This window comes from Rhodococcoides fascians A25f (genome assembly GCF_000760935.2).
Lineage (GTDB): Bacteria > Actinomycetota > Actinomycetes > Mycobacteriales > Mycobacteriaceae > Rhodococcoides.
On sequence record NZ_CP049744.1, the window covers coordinates 1,865,719 to 1,888,976 of the forward strand.

Annotated in this window: 21 protein-coding genes and 1 pseudogene; 11 read left to right on the forward strand and 11 right to left on the reverse strand. The window is 64.3% G+C overall.

Going from position 1 to position 23,258, the window contains the following annotated elements:
- Window position 1 precedes the first annotated feature (1 nt).
- The 3 genes from BH93_RS08960 to BH93_RS08970 all read right to left on the reverse strand — a co-directional run bounded on the left by BH93_RS08960 (window position 2) and on the right by BH93_RS08970 (window position 3,974).
- Entirely contained in the window at window positions 2-925 is a 924-nt protein-coding gene (locus BH93_RS08960) for an ABC transporter substrate-binding protein (protein WP_052064815.1), read from the reverse strand.
- A 73-nt stretch (window positions 926-998) separates the two neighbouring features.
- Window positions 999-3,302 carry an ATP-binding cassette domain-containing protein gene (locus BH93_RS08965; protein ID WP_242459160.1) on the reverse strand — a complete coding sequence of 768 codons (2,304 nt, stop codon included), beginning with the start codon at window positions 3,300-3,302 and terminating at the stop codon, window positions 999-1,001.
- A gap of 138 nt (window positions 3,303-3,440) precedes the next feature.
- On the reverse strand, window positions 3,441-3,974 hold the full coding sequence (locus tag BH93_RS08970) for a DUF2231 domain-containing protein (protein WP_052064784.1): 534 nt from the start codon (window positions 3,972-3,974) through the stop codon (window positions 3,441-3,443).
- Window positions 3,975-4,063: 89 nt separating this feature from the next.
- On the opposite strand from BH93_RS08970, the gene BH93_RS08975 reads away from it, so the two are divergent.
- Window positions 4,064-5,560, forward strand: a complete 1,497-nt coding sequence (locus BH93_RS08975; RefSeq protein ID WP_037171214.1) for an acyl-CoA synthetase — start codon at window positions 4,064-4,066, stop codon at window positions 5,558-5,560.
- Between the two features lie 7 nt (window positions 5,561-5,567).
- Here the strand turns inward: BH93_RS08975 and BH93_RS27895 are convergent, their stop codons facing one another.
- The 3 genes and pseudogenes from BH93_RS27895 to BH93_RS28275 all read right to left on the reverse strand — a co-directional run.
- Window positions 5,568-7,457, reverse strand: a complete 1,890-nt coding sequence (locus tag BH93_RS27895) for an HNH endonuclease signature motif containing protein (protein WP_242459161.1) — start codon at window positions 7,455-7,457, stop codon at window positions 5,568-5,570.
- A 46-nt stretch (window positions 7,458-7,503) separates the two neighbouring features.
- The gene (locus BH93_RS27900; RefSeq protein WP_242459224.1) at window positions 7,504-7,755 is read right to left on the reverse strand and encodes a DUF3253 domain-containing protein; all 252 of its coding nucleotides are present in this window, start codon (window positions 7,753-7,755) and stop codon (window positions 7,504-7,506) included.
- A gap of 51 nt (window positions 7,756-7,806) precedes the next feature.
- A pseudogene (locus BH93_RS28275) lies at window positions 7,807-7,944 on the reverse strand (DUF2256 domain-containing protein); the annotation flags it as partial.
- On the opposite strand from BH93_RS28275, the gene BH93_RS08990 reads away from it, so the two are divergent.
- The 3 genes from BH93_RS08990 to BH93_RS09000 all read left to right on the forward strand — a co-directional run bounded on the left by BH93_RS08990 (window position 7,922) and on the right by BH93_RS09000 (window position 10,396).
- On the forward strand, window positions 7,922-8,488 hold the full coding sequence (locus BH93_RS08990) for a peptide deformylase (protein WP_037171221.1): 567 nt from the start codon (window positions 7,922-7,924) through the stop codon (window positions 8,486-8,488). The pseudogene BH93_RS28275 and the gene BH93_RS08990 sit on opposite strands and share 23 nt — an antisense overlap.
- An 83-nt stretch (window positions 8,489-8,571) precedes the next feature.
- On the forward strand, window positions 8,572-8,985 hold the full coding sequence (locus tag BH93_RS08995) for a DUF6992 family protein (RefSeq protein ID WP_052064786.1): 414 nt from the start codon (window positions 8,572-8,574) through the stop codon (window positions 8,983-8,985).
- A gap of 142 nt (window positions 8,986-9,127) precedes the next feature.
- Window positions 9,128-10,396: a DUF4185 domain-containing protein gene (locus BH93_RS09000; RefSeq protein WP_037171369.1), complete on the forward strand. Its 1,269-nt coding sequence runs from the start codon at window positions 9,128-9,130 to the stop codon at window positions 10,394-10,396.
- Here BH93_RS09000 and BH93_RS09005 read toward each other — a convergent pair.
- Both BH93_RS09005 and BH93_RS27905 read right to left on the reverse strand, forming a co-directional pair.
- Window positions 10,368-10,991 (reverse strand): hypothetical protein, encoded by a 624-nt coding sequence (locus BH93_RS09005; protein ID WP_052064787.1) that lies wholly within the window; start codon window positions 10,989-10,991, stop codon window positions 10,368-10,370. The genes BH93_RS09000 and BH93_RS09005 overlap by 29 nt on opposite strands.
- Entirely contained in the window at window positions 10,988-11,944 is a 957-nt protein-coding gene (locus BH93_RS27905; protein WP_242459162.1) for a hypothetical protein, read from the reverse strand. The genes BH93_RS09005 and BH93_RS27905 overlap by 4 nt, the downstream gene beginning before the upstream one ends.
- Window positions 11,945-12,264: 320 nt before the next feature.
- Between BH93_RS27905 and BH93_RS09015 the strand changes: the two genes are divergently transcribed.
- The 6 genes from BH93_RS09015 (at window position 12,265) to BH93_RS09040 (ending at window position 19,909) form a co-directional block, all read left to right on the forward strand.
- Window positions 12,265-13,245, forward strand: a complete 981-nt coding sequence (locus tag BH93_RS09015) for an ABC transporter permease (RefSeq protein ID WP_032394960.1) — start codon at window positions 12,265-12,267, stop codon at window positions 13,243-13,245.
- Between the two features lie 32 nt (window positions 13,246-13,277).
- The gene (locus tag BH93_RS09020; protein WP_080730695.1) at window positions 13,278-14,198 is read left to right on the forward strand and encodes an ABC transporter permease; all 921 of its coding nucleotides are present in this window, start codon (window positions 13,278-13,280) and stop codon (window positions 14,196-14,198) included.
- On the forward strand, window positions 14,191-16,092 hold the full coding sequence (locus BH93_RS09025) for an ABC transporter ATP-binding protein (RefSeq protein ID WP_037171223.1): 1,902 nt from the start codon (window positions 14,191-14,193) through the stop codon (window positions 16,090-16,092). Before BH93_RS09020 ends, BH93_RS09025 begins: the two co-directional genes overlap by 8 nt.
- A gap of 35 nt (window positions 16,093-16,127) precedes the next feature.
- The gene (locus BH93_RS09030; protein ID WP_037171225.1) at window positions 16,128-17,816 is read left to right on the forward strand and encodes an ABC transporter family substrate-binding protein; all 1,689 of its coding nucleotides are present in this window, start codon (window positions 16,128-16,130) and stop codon (window positions 17,814-17,816) included.
- 194 nt (window positions 17,817-18,010) lie between these two features.
- Window positions 18,011-18,469 carry a hypothetical protein gene (locus tag BH93_RS09035; RefSeq protein ID WP_155290831.1) on the forward strand — a complete coding sequence of 153 codons (459 nt, stop codon included), beginning with the start codon at window positions 18,011-18,013 and terminating at the stop codon, window positions 18,467-18,469.
- An 81-nt stretch (window positions 18,470-18,550) separates the two neighbouring features.
- The gene (locus tag BH93_RS09040; protein WP_037171227.1) at window positions 18,551-19,909 is read left to right on the forward strand and encodes an acetamidase/formamidase family protein; all 1,359 of its coding nucleotides are present in this window, start codon (window positions 18,551-18,553) and stop codon (window positions 19,907-19,909) included.
- 73 nt (window positions 19,910-19,982) lie between these two features.
- Here the strand turns inward: BH93_RS09040 and BH93_RS09045 are convergent, their stop codons facing one another.
- The gene (locus tag BH93_RS09045; protein ID WP_197914584.1) at window positions 19,983-20,600 is read right to left on the reverse strand and encodes a TetR/AcrR family transcriptional regulator; all 618 of its coding nucleotides are present in this window, start codon (window positions 20,598-20,600) and stop codon (window positions 19,983-19,985) included.
- Window positions 20,601-20,685: 85 nt separating this feature from the next.
- Between BH93_RS09045 and BH93_RS09050 the strand changes: the two genes are divergently transcribed.
- Window positions 20,686-22,038 (forward strand): cytochrome P450, encoded by a 1,353-nt coding sequence (locus tag BH93_RS09050; RefSeq protein WP_037171230.1) that lies wholly within the window; start codon window positions 20,686-20,688, stop codon window positions 22,036-22,038.
- 2 nt (window positions 22,039-22,040) lie between these two features.
- Here BH93_RS09050 and BH93_RS09055 read toward each other — a convergent pair whose 3' ends face one another.
- Both BH93_RS09055 and BH93_RS09060 read right to left on the reverse strand, forming a co-directional pair.
- A complete protein-coding gene (locus BH93_RS09055) occupies window positions 22,041-22,904 on the reverse strand; it encodes an alpha/beta fold hydrolase (protein WP_052064789.1) in 864 nt (287 codons plus the stop codon).
- A gap of 47 nt (window positions 22,905-22,951) precedes the next feature.
- A complete protein-coding gene (locus tag BH93_RS09060; protein WP_037171232.1) occupies window positions 22,952-23,248 on the reverse strand; it encodes an antibiotic biosynthesis monooxygenase family protein in 297 nt (98 codons plus the stop codon).
- Window positions 23,249-23,258: the final 10 nt, after the last annotated feature.

Here is a 23,258-nt window from a genome sequence, read left to right on the forward strand (position 1 = left end):
CTCACGCCGGAATCTGCTGCACCACCGCGGCGACGGCCTCCACCTGGTCCGCGATTCGAGGACCCCATCGACTCGACAGATCCTCGTCCATCGGGAAGATCCTGCCGTCCCGGACGGCGCGCATCGACCCCCAGCCCGGCCGAACTGCGACGGATCGGTCTGTCACTCCGCAGCATTGGGCGTCGGCGAGGAAGACCACATCGGGGTCCGCGGTGATCACCGTCTCTGCGGACAGCTGCGGGTAGTCGCCTGCATCGGAGCCGTCGGCGATGCTCCGCAGACCGAAGAGGCCGTAGATCTGCCCGACGAAGCTCTGGCTGGTCACGGTGTACAGCGTGTCGTCGAGTTCGTGGAAGTACGTCAACGGCTCTTCGCGCGTCGGCACGCTCGCGACGGCGGCGTCGATCCGGTCACGCATCTGCGCGACCACTGCGTCGCCTTCGGCGTCGTGCCCGGTCGCGTCGGCCACCTGTTCGATCTGCGAGTACGCGTCGTCGAGGCTCGTGGCGGCCGGCAGCAACAGCGTCGGGACCCCCGCATCGGCCAGGGTGGATGTCACTATGCCCAAGTCGGTGGAGGTGATCACCAGATCGGGGTCGTACGCGACGATCGCCTCGAGGCTCGGCGTGAATGCCGACAGGCCGGTCTTCGGCGCGTCGGCAGGATAGTCCGACTGATCGTCGACGGCCGCAACCTGCTCACCCGCGCCGACAGCGAACAGGGTCTCCGTCGCCGTCGGGCTGAGCGAGACGATCGTGCGGGGCATCGCGTCGATGGTGACGGTCCCGCCGTCCGAGCCCGACGCGATCGACTTGGGAAACTCCCCGTTCGACGCAGCGGACGGGGTGGCAGGCGGTGCATCCGTCGTCGAACTGCCGCACCCGGCTGCAACGAGCGCGACGACCGCGAACCCTGCTGAGATCATTCGTGCCGATCGACGCTGCACTGCCACTCCTGTGTCCGATGTCCCTGGAGGGCCAACACTATCGGGTCTTCGGTCACCGTCCCAGGCTGCGCGCCAGGTACCGCCCGGTGTGGGTGTCCGAGGTGAGCAGCCCATCCACCGTTCCGGTGAACGTGATCAGGCCGCCGTTGTGCCCGCCGTCGGGGCCGAGGTCGATGACCCAATCGGCAGCGGCAACGACGTCCAGGTTGTGTTCGATGACGATCACCGATCTGCCCTCGTCGACCATCCCGGACAACAACGCGATCAGATTCGACACGTCCGACGGGTGCAGGCCGGTCGTCGGTTCGTCGAGTACCAACACCGGTGACGATCCGACCAGCTCGGTGGCGAGCTTGAGGCGTTGGCGCTCGCCACCGGACAACGACGAGAGGTTCTGGCCGAGGGAGAGGTAACCGAGCCCGACGTCTCGGCACCGCCGCAGAATGTCGCGGATCCTCTTGACGTCGAAGAAGTCCTGCGCGTCCTCGACGGACATCTCGAAAATGTCGGCGATGCTGACGCCGTCGACGGTATGCCGGATCGCGCCCGACCGAAATCGCCTGCCCTGGCACGTCTCGCATGTGCTGGTCACCGGGTCGGTGAATCCGAGATCGGTGAAGATCACGCCACTGCCCTGACAGTCGGGGCAGGCCCCGTCGGAGTTGGGTGAGAACAGCGATGGTGGCTGGCCGGTCTTCTTGGCGAAGTGCGCGCGGATCGGGTCGAGCAGCCCGGTGTACGTCGCGGGGGAGGAGCGGCGCGAGCCGCGGATGGGGGCCTGGTCGATGATGACGGCGTCCGGCGCGGCCTCGCGGAGGTGCCCGTGGATGAGAGAAGACTTGCCGGAACCGGCGACCCCGGTGACGGCGGTCAGCACGCCCAGCGGAACGTCGACGCTGACGTCGCGCAGATTGTGGGTGCGTGCTCCGGTGATGCTCAGCCAGCCGGAAGGAGTACGGGGAGTGCGCAATTCGATGTTCTCACGACGCAGGGCGGCACCGGTCCGGGTGTCGGCGTCACGCAGCTCGTCGTAGGTTCCCTCGAACACGACTGTGCCGCCGGCCTTTCCTGCACCGGGTCCGATCTCGACGATGCGGTCGGCGATGGCCATCACCTCGGGGTCGTGCTCGACGACGAGGACGGTGTTGCCCTTGTCGCGGAGCGCGAGCAGCATGTCGTCGAGGCGGTGCACGTCGCGGGGGTGCAACCCGGTGGTCGGCTCGTCGAAAACGTAGAGCATGTCGTTGAGTGTGGCTCCCAGGTGCCGGACCATCTTGATGCGCTGCGATTCACCACCGGAGAGCGACGACGTAGCGCGGTCCAGGCTGAGGTAGCCCAGCCCGAGATCGACGAGTCTGCGTAGTTGCGTGACGATTTCGCTGGTGAAGGTGCCCAGGCCTTTGATCTGCCAGCCGTCGATGCGGTCGGCGAGTTCGGAGACCTGCATCGCGAAGGCGTCGGGCAGGGACAACCCTTCGAGGGTGGCACCTCGGATGGTCTCGTTGTATCGAGAGCCGCCGCAGTCCTCGCAGGTGCCCCGGGTGACGATGCGCTCGAACGCCAGCTTGGACTTTCCCTTGAGCGCATCGGCGTCTTTCGCCAGGTAGCTGCGTCGGAAGCGGGAGACGATGCCCTCGTAGCTCTTCATGGCTGCGTCCGGGTTCGTCACCTCGACCTCGCCGGGCTTGGCGTCGAAGAAGATGTGGCGCTCGCGGGCCGAGTACTGCTCGATCGGGACGTCCAGGTCGAACAGACCCGAGTCGGAGAACACCCGGTACGGCCATTTGCCGACCTCGAAGTCCGGATGCTTGAACGGCCCTTCTCGCAAGGACTTTGACTCGTCCACCAGTTCGCCGAGGTCGACGACCTTTGCTTCGCCGAGCCCCTCGCACTCGGGGCACATGCCGGCGGGGTCGTTGAACGAGAATGCGTTGGCGTAGCCGATCGACGGCGTGACGCCGCGGGACCACAGCATGCGTAGCCAGTCCCCGATGTCGGTGATCGTGCCGACCGTCGAACGCGGGCCACCGAAGAGACGCTTCTGATCGACGATCACGACGGCCGACAGGTTGGCGATCAGATCCGCGTCGGGCCGACCGTAGGACGGAAGGAACGTCTGCGCGAACGCGGTGAACGTGGAGTTGATCTGTCGTTGAGCCTCGGCTGCGATGGTGTCGAACACCAGCGATGACTTGCCCGACCCGGAGACGCCGGCGAACACGACGAGCGAACGTTTGGGCAGGTCGAGGCTCACATTACGAAGATTGTTCTCGCGGGCACCGCGAACGATGATGGTGGACAGGTCTTGGTCAGGTGTGGCTGGCGGAGTGGAGATCATCGGCTGGGCTGGAGTCATTGCGCGGGAGTCGCCTTTCGCCGCCCCCGGCGCTGGTTCGCCCGGGGCCGACGCAGTCTACCGTACGGCGTACGGAAATGCTGCTCAGGCTCGTTGCGTACAGTCCACGGCCAGACCGCTGATGCGCACTCCGCGGCGTCAGGCGTGGTGTTGAACCACTGATGTCGTGTCACCGCCGGTCGAGCTGTAGGCGAGGTGACCTCCGATGAGTCCACCCACGCTGGCGGAAGCGAGACCAGCCGCGGCGAGCGCTTTGGCAACACCGTCGGTGTGCTTGCGGCGTCGTAGGTAGGAGCCGAGGAACAGGAATACGCCGGTCGCGTTCGAGGCCGCGTGGATCATCCCGACCCGTCGCTGGCGAACGTTCATCGTCGACCAGTCGGCCCAACCGGTGGCGATAGCTGCCGGTGCGGACGCCAGCCCGACGGAGATGACCAGTTTGCTCGCCCGGGACTGGTGATTCATCAGGTCGAGTACCACTGCGCTCGTCCAGCTGCCGATGGTGACGTTGACCAGCGCAGGGTGGATGGGGTGTCCGATCCACCGTCCGCGGAGCGCGGAACCGATGGCGGTGTCGTCGAGTGCGGGCGCGAGAACTCCGTTGATCGCGTTGCTGGCTCCGTCGAGAAAGGAGGCCGATTCGAGGCTGTCCAGTGCTTGTTTGGCTGTCATACCTTCCCGCATGCCCCACTTGTCCTGTGCGAACCGTAAGGGCAGCCAAACACGGGACGAAATGCTTGGACGTCCTATAACGTCGGGTGATGAGCAGCGGAACACGAGTGAACACCGTCGACGGCGTCCTGCGACGGTCGGCAGCGAAATTCCCCGACCGTCTCGCGGTGACGTTCGAGGGACGCAGCCACACCTACCGAGAACTCGATACCGCGGTCACCCGCGCCGCTCGTCGACTGCGTGCGATGGGGTTGGAGAAAGGTGACCGTGTGGCGGCGTACGGCGTCAACTCCGACGCGTACGTCGTCGCGTTCCTCGCCTGTGTCCGAGCCGGGTTGGTGCATGTTCCGATCAACTACGCGCTCGTGGGCGAGGAATTGCAGTACTTGCTGGATCAGTCGGGCTCACGCGCGGTGCTGGTCGACCCAGCGTTGGCACCCATCCTCGACTCGGTTCGCACCAACCTGAGCATCGAGCACGTGGTGTCTCTTCCCGATGTGCTGGGCACGGACGGCGACAGTTCCGACCTCGACTCCGCCGCAGAGTCGACCGACCTCGCTCAGTTGCTCTACACCTCCGGAACGACGTCGAAACCCAAGGGCGCGATGATGTCTCACGGTGCGCTGGTTGCGGAGTACGTCTCGTGTGTCATCGCTCTCGGGTTCACTCAGGACGACGATCCGCTGCTAGTGATGCCGATGTACCACTCGGCGGGGATGCACGTGTTCATGCTGCCGTACCTGTCTGTGGGTGCCACTGTGCGTTTGATGCGTAGGCCCGACGTTCCGGAAATCCTGCGCCGCATAGAAGAAGAGAAGATCAAGTCGCTGTTCCTGGCACCTACGGTGTGGGTTCCGCTGGCCAATCACCCCGATCTGGAGACGCGCGATCTCTCGTCCTTGAAGAAGGCGCAGTACGGGTCGTCGATAATGCCGGTCACAGTGCTCACCCGACTGCGAGAGCGGTATCCGGACATCGAGTTCTACAACTGTTTCGGGCAGTCCGAAATAGGGCCGCTGGCAACGGTATTGCTGCCTGCTGAGCACGAAGCGAGGCCGGCGTCGTGCGGCCGCGCGGTGTTCTTCGTCGAGACCCGCGTCGTCGACGCCGACGGCAACGATGTTCCGGACGGTGAGCCCGGCGAGATCCTCTACCGTTCCCCTCAGTTGTGCGACGGCTACTGGGACAAGCCGGAGGCGACGGCAGATGCGTTCTCGGACGGGTGGTTTCATTCCGGCGATTTGGTGACCCGCGATGCCGAGGGGTTCATCACCGTCGTCGACCGGATCAAGGACGTGATCAATACCGGCGGCATTCTCGTCGCGTCACGCGAGGTGGAGGATGCGATCTACACCCATTCGGCGGTGGCCGAGGTCGCGGTGATCGGGACCCCCGACGACCGGTGGATCGAGGCGGTCACTGCGGTCGTCGTACTGAAGGACGGGCAGCAGTTGTCGGTGGAGGCGTTGATCGACCACGTCAAGGGTCGCATCGCCCCGTTCAAGGTGCCCAAGACAGTCACGTTCGTCGACGAGTTACCGCGCAACCAGAGCGGGAAGCTGCTCAAGCGAGAGTTGCGCGGTTGACCTGTTGTCAGGCTGCTCGCCGTTTTCGTCGGTGGTAGGTGGGGATGGGTTGTCTTGTGGGGTCGACGGATTCGGGTGGGATGGCGTACGGGTGTCCGTCCTCGCCCATGATCAATTGCCAGTCGCCGTGGTGGACGAGGCGGTGGCATTCCCCGCACACCAACGCGAGGTTGTTCAGATCGGTTGCGCCGCCGTCTTCCCAGAACTTCACGTGGTGGGCCTGGCACCACTGCGCGGGGCGGCCACACATCACGCAGCAGGTATCGCGGATGGTCAGGGCGATGCGTTGGTCGTCGCTGGCGAGCCTGGTGGTGCGCCCGAGCGCGAGCGGAACGCCGTGGTGGTCGACGATGACCGGGGTCAGGTCTGCGTCACAGGTGAGAAGTTCGGCAAGGAAGCGACTGATCGGGCCGGTCCAGTCGAGGTGGAACGGCCAGTCGGCGTCGCCCGGCTCGGGCGCAGACCCCTGCCCGGCACCACCACCACCGGCAGTATCGCCACCGGCTGCTGCCCCGCGGCGAGCATCGGCGTCGCCCGGCTCGGGCGCAGACCCCTGCCCGGCACCACCACCACCACCACCACCGGCAGTATCGCCGCCGGCTGCTGCCCCGCGGCGAGCACCGGCGTCGCCCGGCTCCGGCGCAGACTTCTGCCCGGCACCATCACCGCCCGCTGCTACTTTGCCGCGGGCACCGGCATCGCCCGGCTCGGGCGCAGGCCTCTGCCCGCCGCCATCACCGCCGGCTGTTGCATCGCCGCGAGCGTCGGTATGGCCTCGGGCAGCGCCGTCAGGACGCGGGTCGGTGGGACCGGTGCTGTCACCCTCTTCGTGACGCACAGCGTCGCCGCCGGAACCGACACCGTGACGGCCGGCACCGCCGCTCGAAACACTCTCGGCGACTGCACTCGTTCCCGTCGGATCCGTTGTTGCGCTTCCGGGTTGCTCCTTGCCGCGGTGGGCGAGCAAGTCCCGCAGTGGAACGATCAGGTGCACCGACGCGCGAGACCCGCCCGCCGACCCGCGGTTGCTGCCGCGCAGGTGTCGGTCGAGGATCTGATCAAGGGCGTCGGCTCGCCGCTTCGACGGGCTCCGTGGATCGCGCTCGCCACCGGGACCGGGCCGCGGAGCCGTCAACGCCGACAGGGCGGTGAGCAGCTTCTCGGCCAGCAATCGGTCGGCGTTGCCACCGAATTGATAACGACCGTTCGCGAGAGGATGAAGATCGAATCGGTTCAGGTCCGGGTTCTCCGACACCGGTGCCGGCGCGGGAGTCGGCGGAACCGGCTCGGGTGCAGGCGGTTCCGGGTCGGGCAGCCTGCCGCTTGGAGTCGCTGAATGATCGCTCCGCCCCGCCTGATCTTGATGCTCCTGCTCCCGCTTTTCCTGCTCTCGTTGTTGTTGCTCGCGTCGGTCCTTCTCGTGCCGAGCTCGGGCGTCGTCCGCCGCAGAGTGCGCCAGTGCTTGCGCACGTGAGGTGACCTGACCGGCGGTATTGCGTATCGCGGTGTCGAGGAGTTCGGCGACGATTGCGTCGCGTCGTTGCTCGTCGAGGGTGGGGTCGGCCAGCAGAACGACGTCGTAGCCCTCGGCGATTGCTGCGGCGTGCGCGGCGTGAATCTCACCGCAGGCGAGGGCGTCGAGCACGGTGTGGTGATCGTGCAGCCAGTATCCCAGTGCGTTCTGGCGGGCGGCTGATCCGTCGGTGATCCGGACCGATCGGGCGTACCAGCGGGTGACGGACGAGTGACCGAGTTTCATCGCCAAGCCGCGTCGGTCGATTTCAGCAAGCAGCGTCAATCTGGTTGCAGCGAGTGCGTTTTCGAGGGAGGTCACGTCAGCGAGCTCGGAGACCAATTCCTGGTCCCCGAGCCCGAACACATCCCCCCATGTCTTCACACCACGAAAGCTATACCCACCCACCGACACGTTTCTGCGACGCCGGTCAACGCTTCCAGCGAATACGGATCGGGCCCTTCGCAGTGGACGGATCGACCACGGATCCTTTCTGGGTGATCTCTACTTCTCCTGCGTCGACCATGCGGCGAGCAGCGCGGCGGACCGGCTCCATCAACTCGCGCCATCCGTCGTCGGACAGTGCTCGTGCCACGTCGGAGGGGCAGATCGTGGCGTCGCGGGATCTGGCGTCGAGCAGGGTGCGAATCTTGTCTTCGAGTTCCTTGTCGGTGCTGCTCACCTTGTGTCGCCGGCACGCGTCGCTGCAGTACTTGATGTCATCCCAGTTCTTCTCCCACTTCTTGCGCCACTCGATTCTCCGCCCGCACGATGCGCAGACCTTGTCCGCGGGGTGAGCCGTGGGGGAGCGACGGGAGTGGGCCATGCTTCGACAGTAACCTCGTCGCATGGCGATTCGATCCATCCTCATTGCCGGCGACCCGCGTCTGACGACCCGAGCCACTCCCGTCACCGAGTTCGATGCGGAACTGGCAGCGTTCGTGGACGACCTGTTCGAGACGAACACCGCCGCGCACGGGGCCGGCCTCGCGGCCAACCAAGTCGGTGATCCGCGCGCAGCTTTCGTCTACGACCTGCGCGACAGCGGAGTGCGTCACCGCGGGCACGTGATCAATCCGGTGCTCGAGACGTCGGCGATCCCGGAGACGATGCCAGCCCCGGAGGACCCCGAAGGGTGTCTGTCGGTCCCTGGGGAGCGGTACCCCACGGGACGCGCCGAGTGGGCCCGCGTCACCGGCGTCGATGTGGAGGGGAATGCGGTGACGGTCGAGGGCGAGGGCTACCTGGCTCGGTGTCTGCAGCACGAGTGCGACCATCTGGCCGGCCACCTGTATCTCGACCGCCTGATCGGACGCAATCAGCGTGCAGCGAAGAAGATGGTCAAAGCCAATGGGTGGTCGGGACCGGGCAACAGCTGGCTGCCCGGATCCGACTCGAACCCGTTCGGTTGGTGATCAGCACGCCCCGGTGACAGCGCACTCTGTCGAGCGCTCCATCCTCGAACTGCGCTGCCGCCGAACACGGCACACTGGAAACCATGACCCCAATCGAAGCTCCCATCGTCGCCGAGCGGCTCGGCCGTCGTCTCACGGTGTGGGGTGGTGGAAGTGTGCTCGCCGGAACCATGTTGGCGTTGCGCGGCTCGTCGCCCGCACGACGAGCGTTCGGTCTGCAGACGGCCGGGTGGGGTGCGATCGACCTGGCGATCGCGGGTGCCGGCGCACTGAATTCGAAGCCGCCGACGGCTGCGAGCCTCAGCCGGCTCTTGTGGATCAACGCGGGTCTCGACGTCCTCTACATCGCGACCGGTGCGCACATCGCCGTCAGGAAGCCTCGCTTCCGCCGCCGGATCACTGCCGACCAGGCGTTAGGCCACGGAACGGCAGTTGTGGTCCAAGGCGTAGCCCTGCTGGTTCTGGACACGACGCACGCACGCATGATTTCCGGCTAATCACACGAGTGTCATTCCCGCAGTAGGCGATTTGTCAAGTACCGACACGACCCATTTGTTGCGCGATGAGTAGATTTGCGTAACACTCGTCCCATCAGTCACATGAGTATCGTGGGTCACACGGGAAACGGTGGGTTCGTCCATGCGTGTACGTAGTCGGCAGATCGCTGTCGGGGCTGTCCTGGCACTGGCAGTGAGCGGGCTCAGCGCTCTGACCGCGCCGACCGTCTCGGCCGAGCCGTGTGGTGGCCTCGGCGGACCGGGCTCGTCGCCGCTCTTCGGGTCCTCGGGCAGCGCGGGGATGTCGGGAAAGAACCCCCAGGGTCCGCAGGGCCCTCTTCCGCGCCTCACCGGCAACACGCAGAGCATCGCCTGGGTCACCGGCCCGCAGAGCGTGAACGACACCTACAACACTCTGGCGATGTCGGGAACCGACCTGGGCATCAGTTGGGACAACGGCTCCGGCCAGATCCTGATGGCGTTCGGCGACACGTTCGGCGATTGCTCGTCCGGAAATGCGCAGTGGCGCAGCAATGCTCTGTTCCGGTCGGACAAGGCGTCGACCGATCTCTCCCAAGGGATCAAGATCGGCCCGGCCGACCCGAACAACAGCACCTCGGGTGCTGTTGTCCGAGCCGACAATCCACGCTATGCCGCCGAGATCATCTCGAGCGCAAAGCTACCGAGCGTCGAGGACACGACCATCCCCACGGCGGCCATCGCGATCGGCAGCACCCAGTACATCAACTACATGTCGGTGCAGAGCTGGGGCGCGCCCGGTCGCTGGATCACGAACTACTCCGCGACGGCCAAATCGACCGACAACGGCCAGAATTGGACGACGGATCCCAAGACGATCCGCGTCAACAAGGGCGTCACGATCCCCGGCTTCACCAATGTCCACGAGAGCCAGGGGAAATTCCAGCAGAGTGCCTACGTGCTGAGCCGCGATGGTAAGACCCTGTACCAGTTCGGCACCCCCAACGGACGATTCGGTGATGCCTTCGTCTCACGGGTCGCGTCGGCCGACATCGAGAATCTCGACGCGTACGAGTACTCGACGCAGGATCCCGACCCAACCAAGCAGTGGTCGAAGAACATCGGCGATACCGTCGCCATCGTCAAGGGTCCGGTCAGCGAAATGTCCGTTGCGTGGAACGACTACCTCGGCCGGTACGTGATGATGTACGGGGACGAGAACTCTCGTACGTTGGTCGCGCGCACCGCCGAGAATCCCGAGGGACCGTGGAGCGCGCCGAAGACGATCCTCGACGCGAACCAGACGGCGGGCGGTATCTACGCACCGTTCATTCATCCGATGTCGAGCGGAAAAGACCTGTACTTCACTGCATCTCGGTGGTCGGACTACAACGTGCTGCTGCTCAAGACGAACCTCGATGCGCTGAAGTGAACTCCGCCGATCGTTCGACGGCGGCTTCCAGGTAAGCGTCGACGTCCACATCGAGCGCTGCGGAGAGCAGCCCGCGGCGAATCGTCGAGCGATATCTGCTCGACGGTGCGCCGGGCTCCCGCACGATCGAGCTGGTCAGTGTGAAGGCCGGAATTCCGTCGATGTCCGGAAGCCGCAGCAGTGCATCGTATTTCCCGCGGAAGCTCTCGCCCTCGCGATCCACTTCCAGCTGCGACCACTGTCCGACGGCGAGCGTCTCCGTCGCCCCGACATCGATGGCTGCGACGACGTTCTCGACCGCAGCCAGGTGAGCGAACTGGGTTCGTTCGATCAGATAGCCATGCGCTACAGAACGATTCGCAGGATCGACCTTCGTCGACACGAAGGCGGATGCTCCGGTCCAGCGCCGGGAGACGCCCGCGAAGTACAGCGCATGATCGATCCACAGCCACCGTTGTTCGGTAGGTAGTGACGCGGCGGGTGCCGGCGGGTGCGCGCCGAATTCCGAGTGCTCGTCGGATCCGGTCAGGTAGGTATGGAACCTCTCTTGCAGCAGATTGGACCCGTACGAGACGTACCACAGCCGTTCGCTCATTCGGCCTCGAACAGCTGCCGGTACGCTTCGGCGAGTAGGTCGGCCGCGAGATCGTGGTTGTGTGCCGCTGCGCCCGTTGAGTTTCCGGACCGCATCAGTCGAGCGTTGAGGCCGTAGGCGAGGTCGTCGAAAGTGTCGTCGTCGATACCCAGGTCAACGTCCACGTCCTCTTCCAGCAGCGCCCCGAGGTCGATCGACCACGACCACACGCGTTCGTCTCGGTACGGTCCGCGTCCGGCGCTGACGGTCTCGTTGGAGATCTCGAGCTGCTCGTCGGTCCGGTCGCGCGGAACGTTGGTATTGATGCGCAGGTCCAGCTCGATCGTGTCGTCGTCGTGCATGATCTCGTCGACGCGAAGGGTTTCGAATCCGCCGCACGTCAGCGTCAGCAGACGTCGAGGACCGCTCTCGTCCTGTGCGTCGGACAGAGCGCTGATCTGCCACAGGTACTTCTCGGTGTTCGCCGGATCGGGGATAGAGGAGTTGATGTAGTCGGCCACGATGCTGCGGATGGCGGGGTAAGCGATGTGGTCGGACAGCTCCCAGAACCGTCGACGGCTCTGCCCGACGGCCGCGTCCAGCAGCGTTGCGCGCTTGGCGCGTTCCTTCGGCAATGCGGCTTTCGCGCTCGGTGCGTCGCCGATCGCGGTCGGCTCCGCCGGACGCTGACGCAGGTCGATCAGTTGCGAGACGAGCGCTGTCAACTGCTCGAGTTTGCCCTCGGTCCCGGGGGCGAAGTCGAGCGACTCGATGTCGGCCCAGATGGCGCGGTCGGCGGCGAATTGGGCTGCCACGGAGTCGGAGTATCCGACGAAGGCCTCGTCGTTCGTGAAGTGCAGGATGTACAGCCCGGATCGGTGATCCTTGGCCGCGAAGGTCGTGGCGATGGATCCGGCATCGATGACATCGAACCGCTCGAAGGCGAACCCGTCGGGTGTGGAATCAGTCGGCATGGTCGAGAATCTACCGATGTGAGCTGAAAGCACCTATTTCCGGCCTTGTCCGCAATGTCGGGAATTCGTTCCAGAAACCGATGATTTAGGTGAACCTTCGTAAATTCGACGTTCAGACTTGTTCTGGCACCGCCTGTTCCGCATTGTCCGATGTACCGGAGGTACTTCCGCTACCGTGAACGAAAGACGAATTCGTGGTGCTATCTTGTGGAATGTCTGTTTCCACCGCTAACGAAACAAGCAGGTAACACGCGGTGTGAACAATGCCGAGAGCAGTGCCATCGGGCACGGCCGTGGTGCTCGATGGAAGGTGGTTTCGCGTGGGCGGTTATCTTGCGCGGAGGTTGCTGAACTACGTCGTCCTACTGCTCATCGCGACGTTTCTGACCTATCTTCTGGCCTCGCTCACGTTCGATCCGCTGTCCAATCTGCTCAGTCGCAATCCGCCGCCGTCGAGCGCTGTACTCGATGCCAAGCGCGCCGCGCTGCATCTGGACGACAACCCCGTGCTGCGCTATCTGAAGTGGCTGTGGGCTGTGCTTCATGGTGACTTCGGTCAGACCATCGCGGCCGGCTCCGTCAACGACGAACTGTGGCGACGCATCCTCGTCTCGCTGCGGTTGGTAGTGCTCGGCACCGTCCTGGGCGCCGTGCTCGGCACGCTCGTCGGTGCGTACGGTGCCGTCCGGCAGTACAAGATCTTCGATCACGTCGCGACTGTCGTGACGTTCATCCTCATCAGCACTCCGATCCTGGTTCTGGCACCGGTTCTCAAATACCTTGCTGTGCAGGTCAATCAGAGCACCGGAAGCCAGTTCTTCCAATACACCGGTGAGACGTCGACAACGCTCGCCCCCGGTCTGATGAACGAAATCATCGACCGCGCACAGCATTTGCTGTTGCCGACCGTCGTCCTGATGTTGTTCACCATCGGCGGTTACAGCCGCTACATGCGCAGCTCCATGCTCGACGAGCTGAACATGGACTACATCCGCACGGCGCGCGGCAAAGGGCTCACCCGCGGCCGCGCGATCTTCAAGCACGGTTTCCGTACTGCTCTGATCCCGATGGCGACGCTGTTCGCGTTCGGTATGGGCGCGGTGATCACCGGTGCCACGTTCACCGAGCGCGTCTTCGGTTGGTACGGCATGGGGGACTGGCTGATCTACGGCATCACCAGTCAGGACATCAACATCACGCTTGCAGTTTCGCTGTTCACCGCTCTGTCGGTGCTCGTCTCCGGCATGTTGACCGACATCTTCACCGCCGCTCTCGACCCGCGCGTTCGCTACGCGGACTGACCCACCACCTCGGACGAAAGAAAGGACTGGCGATGGCGACACCCGTGGTTCCCGAGATCACCGCGGTGGACGGCCCGAGCGACTCGACGGCTCCGATCACCCGCAGGCGCTTGGTGTTGCGCCGGTTCCTGCGCAACCGGCCGGCGCTGGTGGGCATCGTGGTACTCGTGGCGATGTTCGTCGGCGCATTCGTGCTCCCGCATTTCATCCCGTTCACCTACGAGGAACTCGACGCGTACGCGCTCAATTCGCCGCCGACCACCCGGCACTGGTTCGGCACCAACCAGATCGGGCAGGACGTCCTGGCTCAGACGTTGCGTGGTCTGCAGAAGTCGCTGATCATCGGCATGCTCGTCGCGTTGATCTCCACGGTGCTCGCAGGTGTCGTCGGTGCGGTGGCGGGGTATTTCGGCGGTTGGACCGACCGCGCGCTGATGTGGGTCGCCGATGTTCTGCTCGTCGTCCCGAGCTTCCTGGTCATCGCGATCTGCTCGCCGCTGTTTCGCGACAAGAGCTTCTTCATCCTGGTACTGCTGCTTGCGGCGTTCGCGTGGATGATCACCTCGCGCATCATCCGGGCGATGACGCGATCGCTGCGCGAGCGCGAATTCATCCGTGCCGCAAAGTACATGGGCGCAACGCCGAGCAGCGTGATCGGCAAGCACGTGCTGCCGTCGATGGCCTCGATCCTCATCGTCGACGTCACGCTCAACGTGGGTATCGCCATCATCGGTGAGGCGTCGCTGAGCTACTTCGGCTTCGGTGTCCAACGGCCCGACGTCTCTCTCGGCACACTGATCGCGGACGGTACGTCGTCCGCGTTGACGTATCCGTGGCTGTTCGCGTTCTGCTGTGGCGCGCTGGTATTGATCGTGCTGGCGACGAACTTCGTCGGCGACGGCCTGCGCGACGCATTCGATCCGAACTCGACGAGGGGGCAGGCACGTGGCTGAGACTGTGCCGGTGTTGAAGGTCAGCGGACTCGAAGTCAGCTTCCCGAGCGAAGAAGGCCGTGTCACGGCAGTGCGTGGTCTGGACTATCAGGTCGACAAGGGCGAGGTCATGGCCATCGTCGGCGAATCCGGCTCCGGTAAGTCGGTCTCGTCCCTGGCCGTCATGGGGTTGCTCCCGCAGAGCGCACGCGTCACCGGGTCCATCGAGCTGAACGGCCGTCAGCTACTGGGACTGTCCGATCGTGAGATGTCCCGTGAGCGTGGGCGTTCGGTGGCGATGATCTCGCAGGATCCGCTGACGGCGCTGACTCCCATCTACCGCATCGGCGACCAGATCGCCGAAGCGATCTCCGTGCACAACCCGTCGCTGAGCAAGGCAAAGGTCGAGGAGCGCACCTTGGAGTTGCTCGATCTGGTCGGCATCGCAGATCCGAAAACACGGGCGAAGTCGTATCCGCACGAGTTCTCCGGCGGTATGCGCCAACGCGTCGTCATCGCGATGGCCATCGCGAACGATCCCGATCTCATCATCGCCGACGAGCCCACCACTGCTCTCGACGTGACGATCCAGGCGCAGATCCTTGATCTGCTCCGTACCGCCCGCGACGTCACCGGCGCTGGCGTCGTGTTCATCACGCACGACCTGGGAGTCGTTGCCGGAGTTGCCGATCGGGCCATGGTCATGTACGCCGGGCGCGCCGTCGAAACTGCTCCGGTCGACGAGCTGTACGCGCACCCGTCCATGCCCTACACAGTGGGCTTGCTCGGCTCTGTCCCTCGCCCGGACCGTCCTGCGCAGGAGCGGCTGGTGCCCATCGAGGGCACACCGCCCGCTCTGGTGAATCTCCCGACGGGCTGCCCGTTCGGGCCCCGATGCCCGTTGCACACGGAGGCCTGCGACAAAGGCGAACCGCCGTTGATTCAGGTTGCCCCGAATCACAGCGCGGCGTGCATCCGCATCGATGCGGCGACGGCCGAGTCGGTGGAGGCGGAATTCGAGGGTGCCCCGCGGTCGGAGGCACCGGCGGAGTTGGTGGTGACCGTGCCGAAGGATGCTCCGGTGCTGTCGGTGACCGATCTGCACAAGAGCTACCCGATGTTCAAGGGCTCCGTGCTGCGGCGTCGGGCCGGGGACGTGCCTGCCGTGCAAGGCATCAGCTTCGACGTGCACGCCGGATCCACTCTGGCCATCGTCGGTGAATCCGGGTGCGGCAAGTCGACGACTCTGCTCGAGATCATGGAATTCGTGAAGCCACAGCAGGGTTCGATCGAGATCAACGGCGTCGAGCCCTATAGCCTGAGCCGCGCCGAGCAACGAAAGTTGCGCGCACACATCCAGATCGTGTTTCAGGACCCGATGGGCTCACTCGATCCCCGCATGCCGGTGGGGGAGATCATCGCCGAGCCGTTGAAGATCAACGGCGTCCCGGTCGACGAGCGCACCCGCAGGGTTCGGGAACTGATGGACACCGTCGGAATGCGTCCCGAACTCGCGGATCGGTATCCCACGCAGTTCTCCGGCGGGCAGCGTCAACGTGTCGGTATTGCACGGGCTTTGGCGTTGAAGCCGTCGATCCTGGTCCTCGACGAGCCTGTGTCTGCGCTCGACGTGTCGATCCAGGCGGGCGTGCTGAACCTACTGCAGGATCTGCAGGAGGAGCTCGGTCTGGCGTATCTGTTCGTCTCGCACGATCTGTCGGTGGTGCGTCACCTCGCCGACGAAGTGGCCGTGATGCGCAACGGAGTGTTCGTGGAGAAGGGCCCGACGGCGAAGATATTCGACGCACCCAAGGACCCATACACACGGGCACTTCTGAAAGCCATCCCCATCCCCGATCCCGTGCTCCAACGAGCCCGAATCGCCGAGGCCGCAAAACTGGCCGACGCCATCTGACCCGCAAGATACGGCACACTGAGAAAGGTGAACTGATGAGAGCCAAGCTATTTCGGGCACTGGTCCCGATCGCGGTGGCCGTGACCACTGTGGGACTGGTGGCGGGGTGCAGCTCCGGTGATACCGGGCCCAACCCCGATGCGCCTGCGTCCTTCGAGAGCGGAGCGCAGATCAATCCGCATCCGATCAGCGATCTGCAACAGGGCGGGAACATGAACTTCCCGCTCTCGCAGGTGCCGACCAATTACAACTACTACCAAATCGACGGCACGACGGTCGATGCCGCGCGGTACTACGCCGCGCTGATGCCGACGGCGTTCAAGGCAGCACCCGACGCGAGCCTGTCGACCGCGACCGATTTCTTCACCGACATCACCGAGTCGGAGGTCGACGGCAAACAGGTCGTCACCTACAACATCAACCCGAAGGCCAAGTGGAGCACGGGCCGTCCGTTGGACTACACCGACCTCATCGCCCAGTGGACTGCTAACAGCGGCAAGGACCCGGCGTACGAGGCATCGTCGACGGCCGGGTACGACAAGGTCGAATCGGTCGTCCGCGGCGAGAACGACCAGCAGGTGATCCTGACCTACGCCGAGAAGTTCGGCGACTGGCGCTCCCTCTTTGTTCCTTTGATGCCCGCAGAATCCATGAGCAGTGTCGAGGCCTTCAACACTGGCTCCGTGAGCACGATGCCGGCCACGGCAGGACCGTTCCGCATCCGGAACATCGAACCGGGTGGCAAACGCATTGTTGCCGAGCGCAACCCCGACTGGTGGGGTGAGAATCCGGCTGTGCTCGATACCATCACGTACCTGCCTCTCGACACCACGGCCTCCATCGGTGCGTTGCAGAGCGGCGAGATCGACTACTTCGAATTGGGCAGCAGTGCCGATGCATTCAAGGTTGCCCGAGGCATTCCGGACGTCGACCTGCGGCAGAGCCTCGGGTCGCAGTACCGGCACTTCGACTTCAACGGTGCGCCGGGTCGGATCACGTCCGACAAGGCCGTGCGGCTGGCCCTGATGAAGGCAATCGACCGCGACTATCTGGCCACTTCGCAGCTCGGTCAGATCACCTCCAACCCGACGGTGCTGAACAGTCATATCTACGTCGACGGTCAGAAGGGTTACCAGGCCAACAACGGAGACGTCACGTTCGATCCGGAGAAGGCCAAGTCCGAGCTCGACGCCGCCGGCTGGACGATGAACGGTGAGTTCCGCTCGAAGGACGGCCAGCAGCTCGATCTGCACGACATCATTCCGGCCGATACCCCGAATGCGACGCAGGAAGCACAGATCATCCAGCAGAACCTCAAGGCTGTCGGTGCCAACCTCATCATCGACGCGGTGCCGTCGGACGACTTCTTCGAGAAGTACATTCTGGTCGGTGCTTTCGACGTCACGCACTTCACCTGGGAGGGAACGCCGTACACCTCCAGCAGTGACGGCATCTTCCGTTTGACGCCCGGCAGCACGTTGCAGAACTACGGTCAGGTCGGGTCGGACGAGATCAACGGTCTGCTCGACAAGGCGGCCGGCGAGCTCGACGACGACGCACGTATCGCCGACTACAACGAGGCGGACAAGGCGATTTGGGCCGAGGGCCACAGCCTGACGCTGTTCCAGCGTCCCTTCACCTACGCGACGAAGTCGAATCTCGCGAACTTCGGAGCACCGGGCTTCGGCGATCTCGACTACTCGAAGGTCGGGTTCCTGAAATAAAGAACGGGCTCGGCTATCCGGTCGGTGTCGCGGCAATCAGTCTGGTTGTCGCGGCATCGACCGTTGTCGTCATAGCTCCACTGAGTGTGTTCGTCGCACTGATCGTCCTCGTTTGGACGGGTTGGTCGGTGGCGTGCGCTCTCCTGTCCGGGCGATCAGCACAGACAGCTACTGCTCGAACCACAGTGCGACGGGTGCGTTTTCAGCATCGCATGCGATCGCGCGGTTACCTGGAGGTCCACGAGAACAAAGGGCGGGCCTGGTACCCGGTTTACTTCCACACCGGGCTGCTGGCGATCGTCCCCGATGCCGATGCCCGCATGAGCACATCGATTCTCGGACGCCGGGCCTTTGTCGTCGAACCGGGGATAGTTGCGCTGCCGTCGGGGCGACGTCGCACCTCATTACCTCCCGGAACACCCCTCGATGCCCCTCGTCTCAAAGAGTCCGATCTACGCACGCGCAGTGAAAGATTCGGATCGCTACGCCGCCGAATCATGCTCGACGCCCCCGCCACGGTGGCCGGCCCGTTCATCGGCCTGCTGTGGCTGATCGTCGATGGGGGAGGATTCGCTCAGTTCGTCGCAGTCAGTCTGCTGGCTGCAGTCACCGCGCTCTGGTGGTCGGCAATCGGGGGCAGCGACCCCAGCTGAGCAATTGGGGCGACGCGCGTTCGTAACTGCCGAGAAACACCCCTGATCTACGTTCGAGATTCGGACAATTCAGGAGGCACCATGGCGCGTTCGATGGCGGAGCAGGCAGCAGAGACGATCACCAAGGGGATCGGTCGTCGCGGATTCATCCAGGCGGTCGCCGCCTTGGGCGCGGGCGTCGGAATTGCTGGAACGGCAGCGTGTTCGACCTCGTCGACGAGCACCTCCGCTTCGAGTTCGTCGGCACCGGCACCGGTAGGCATTCTTCAGCCCGGAGCCGGCGACATCTCCGGCGATCACTACCTGAGCTCGGAGGTCGACAAGGTCCTGTGGGGCTACGTCCCGACGGTCGAGTCCGAATCGGTGCTGCAGATGAAGTCCGGTGAAACGGTGACCATCGACGCGCTCAGCCATGAGGGGATCCTCGAAGACCAGGGCCGCGACCCCGTCGAATTCTTTGGCGGCAAAGGTGTTTCCGAGTCCGATGTGCTGCAGGACGCGATCGACATTGCCGGCGGGTACGACCGGACGGTGCGCAACTTCGACCTCGACGGACCGCACGTGGTGACGGGCCCGGTGTTCGTCGAGGGTGCGCAGCGCGGCGACGTGCTCAAGATCGAGACGCTCGAGGCGATTCCCCGCGTTCCGTACGGCGTGGTGTCGAGCAGGCACGGCAAGGGATCTCTGGCGGTCACCGCGTCCGGTGAGGCACCTGCAGGTATCAGCCTGGACGAGGTCATGCCGCCGATCGGAAACGACGGCAGGAAGTCGGGTGACCCGACGCAGTACGGCAACGTGTCCACGTTCACGGCAGTCGAGGACGGGCAGGGCGTGATGCGGTACGGCGATGCGGCCGTACGCTTTCCGCTGCGACCGTTCATGGGCATGATGGGCGTTGCGTTCGCCAGTGACCCGGGTCTGACGTCCCCGAACGCCAATTCGATTCCTCCGACGCTCGGCGGCGGCAACATCGACGTCGGTCTGCTCGGGGTCGGTTCGACGTTCTACCTGCCCGTGTTCGCGGAGGGCGCGTTGTTCTACGTCGGCGATCCGCACATGGCGATGGGCGACGGCGAGGTTGCGCTCACCGCGATGGAGGGGTCGCTGCGCGGCACCTTCCGTCTCACCGTCTGCAAGGCAGGCAGTGGAGACGCGCCATCCGTCGCGTACTCGTATCCTTTTGCAGAGAACGAGGATTCATGGATCCCGATCGGCCTGTCCGATCCGGACGGTGCTGTCGGCGGCCAGAGTTCGGACCTGAACGCCGCCATGCGTCGCGCTGTGGTCAATGCTCTCGATTTCTTGGAGACGGATCTCGGCATGGACCGGGCGACGGCGTACGCATACCTCTCCGCTGCCGCGAACTTCACGGTCTCGCAGGTGGTCGACAAGACCGTCGGCGTGCACGGCCAGATCTCGAAGTCGCACTTCGACCGGTAGGAGTGCGCCTTCGGCGCAGTGGTGCGTCTAAGTGCCTCAGCGGGCACCTGATCACGCCACTGCCGAAGGCACCTCAGCGGTGCGCAGTCGCGATGAACTGCCGGGTTGCGGCGTCGACGATGTCTGCAGGCGTGATGTCTATTTCGTCGTTCAGCCAGGCGATCACGAGTTCGGCGAGTCCGCCGATGAACAGCAGGCCGTTGATCTCCGACTGCGGTTGGGGGAAAGCCTGGTCACCGTAGAGTTCGCGTGATTGTTCGGCGACCAGGTGTGCGAACGCGCGCATGGACTGTCGTCGGTACGCCCGGAGTGAGTCGACGGCCAGCGATTCGATCATCGCGACGCGGCCCTTGCGGGGGTCCTCGGTGAGCACGCCGACGAACGCGGCGATGGCGTTGTGCACCTGTTCCTCGACGGTAGGTGCGGGGGAGTGCAGCGCGTCGAGCGCCTTGGCTCGGATCTCGTCGGATATCGAATCCACCACTCGTTCGAGTAGATCGTCTCTGCTGCTGAAGTTTTCGTAGAAATAGCGTTCGGTCAGCTTGGCGTGCGCGCAGATGGCGGTCATGGTTGCGCCCTTGGCCCCGGCGGCCGCGAACACCTCGAGCCCGGCATCGAGCAAACGGGCCCGACGGTCGGCAAGGCGATCGTCGGCGCTCATGCCGTTGTAGCGGCGGGTGGTGGAGGCCATGGATAGATCTTGACAGAGGAGATAACTGTGACGCAGACTACATCTCATCTGACAGGACGCTCTGTCAGATTGATGGAGGTCGACAATGTCCCGTGCTCTCGCAGCTCCACCTGCTGATTCGACGCTACAACCGGTGTTCGGCGACGGCGGTCTGCCCGTCGTCGGCCACACCCTCGAGTACATCCGCGACCCCCTGAAACTGCTCGGGAGTCGGTGGGAGAAGTACGGCGAAGTGTCGTGGCTGACGATGGCCGGGCAGAAGTGGATCACCGTCCTCGGTCCCGACGCGTGCCAGCAGGTGCTGCAGAACGCGGACAAGGCGTTCGTCAACGGCGACGGGTGGTCCCTGCTGATCGGGCCCTTCTTCCACGGCGGTCTGATGCTGCTCGACTCCGAGGAGCATCTGCGGCACCGCCGAATCATGCAGCAGGCCTTCACCCGGGACCGCCTCACCAAGTCCGTCGACGCGTTGAACCCGGTCACGGCAACGGGATTGGACGCCTGGCAGGGCGGACGCGACTTCCAGGTCTACCCCGCGCTCAAAGCCCTGACGCTGGAAGTTGCGACGAGCATTTTCATGGGCGGTGCCGAGGACAGTACCGACGCCGACATCGCGGAACTCAACGCCAGTTTCGTGGCGTGCGTCCAGGCCGCGACCTCGATCGTGCGCTATCGGGTTCCGGGAACGCGGTGGAAGCGGGGGCTGGACGGCCGGGCTGTGCTCGACGACTTCTTTCGCCGCTACCTACCGGCCAGGCGCGCACAGGAAACCGACGACCTCTTCTCGGTTCTCTGCCACATCGAAGGGGAGAACGGCGAGCGCTTCTCTGACGACGAAGTGATCGACCACATGATCTTCCTGCTCATGGCTGCGCACGACACGTCGACGATCACGCTGTCGACGATGATGCAGTACCTCGGCCAGCATCCGGAGTGGCAGGACAAGTGTCGTGCCGATTCCGAGGCTCTCGGCACCGATGCGCCGACGTTGGCGCAACTCGACGAACTTCCCAGCGTCGATCTGGTGATGAAGGAATGTCTGCGTTTGGTGTCGCCGACCCCGGTGGTTGCCCGCCGGGCAATCAAAGACACCGAGGTGCAGGGCAAGTTCGTTCCCGCAGGGACGTATGTGTCGGTTGCCCCGCACTTCACGCATCACATGGCGCAGTACTGGCCGAACCCCGAGAAGTTCGACCCCTGCCGATTCGCCGATGATCGCCGGGAGGACAAGGTGCACCGCTATGCCTGGGAGCCGTTCGGCGGCGGCGTGCACAAGTGCATCGGCATGTTCTTCGCGGGTGCGGAGATCAAAACGATCATGCACCATCTGCTGCTGTGGTTCGACTGGTCGGTCGATCCCGATTACGTTGCGCCGCTGAACTTCACGTCGCTGCCCTTCCCGGAGGACGGGCAGCCCGTGCAGCTTCGACGGCGGTAGTCCTAGTCGGCGCGGTCGGTGAGCCAGCCGATGATGTTCGCGGTGACCTCGTCACGGTTCGTCTCGTTGAGGATCTCGTGGCGGGCACCGGGGTAGAAGGTGACGGTGACGTCGCTCATGCCGGCCTCGCGGTATCGGGACGCGAGGGTTTCGATCAACTGTCCGCCGTCTGCGAGAGGGTCGTCGGTTCCCGAGGTGATGAGCAGCGGCAGGTCGGTGCGGATCTGCTCGAGGTTGTGTGGATCGGCGAGCTTCTCGGCCTCACCGAACAGCGCCGGGACCGTCGACTCAGGGAGGTCGAAGCCGCACAGCGGGTCGGCGACGTAGGCGTCCACTTCGGCCTCGTCGCGAGAGAGCCATTCGTATCCGGTGCGGTGCTCGAAGGCGGCGTTGAACACGCTCAGGTCCCCGGCGGGGGCGTCGGCCATTCCGGCGGCGAGAACGTCCAGCGTGGTCGATCCCGACAACACCACACCCTCGTACAGATCCGATCGCTCGATCAGAACATGCTGCGCGGCAAACGAACCCATCGAGTGAGCGAACAGGAACAGTGGCAGGTCCGGGTACTCGTTCAGCAACGATTCGCCGAGTTGCTCGATGTCGGCCCACAACCCGGCGAAGGCGGCGGCACCGAAATCACCCGGAGTGTCGACGATCGACTCTCCGTGGCCGCGATGATCGGACGCGACGACGTGAAATCCGGCGTCGTTCAGCGCGGCGGCGAAGCGGGCGTAGCGGCTGCCGTGTTCGGCGAGTCCGTGCGCGATCTGTACGACGCCGCGAGCCGGATCGACGGACGTGGTCCAGGTGTAGGTGCTGATCTCGATGTCGTCCTGCTTGGATACGAACGTCGAAGCGTTGGCCACGAAAATCTCCTCGGAGCGGCGATAAGGACGAGACTCGAACTTATCTCCTACGCCTGCAGTATCGGGTCGAAATGCTCGACGACGGGAAACGGCTCGTAGAAGTGATGCAACAGGGTCTTCCACTCCTGATACCGGTCGGACTGTCGAAAGCCCTCGGTGTGGTCTTCGAGTCGTTCCCACTCCACCAGCAGTAGATACACATCGGGCTGCTCGATGCCCTTGGACAGAGTCAGATTCACGAACCCCGGCATCGAGGAGATGATCGACTTCGCGTCGGCGAACGCGGCCTCGAATTCGTCGGTTCGACTGGGGACGACGTGCAACAGTGCGTGTTCGACAATCATCGGAACAGTA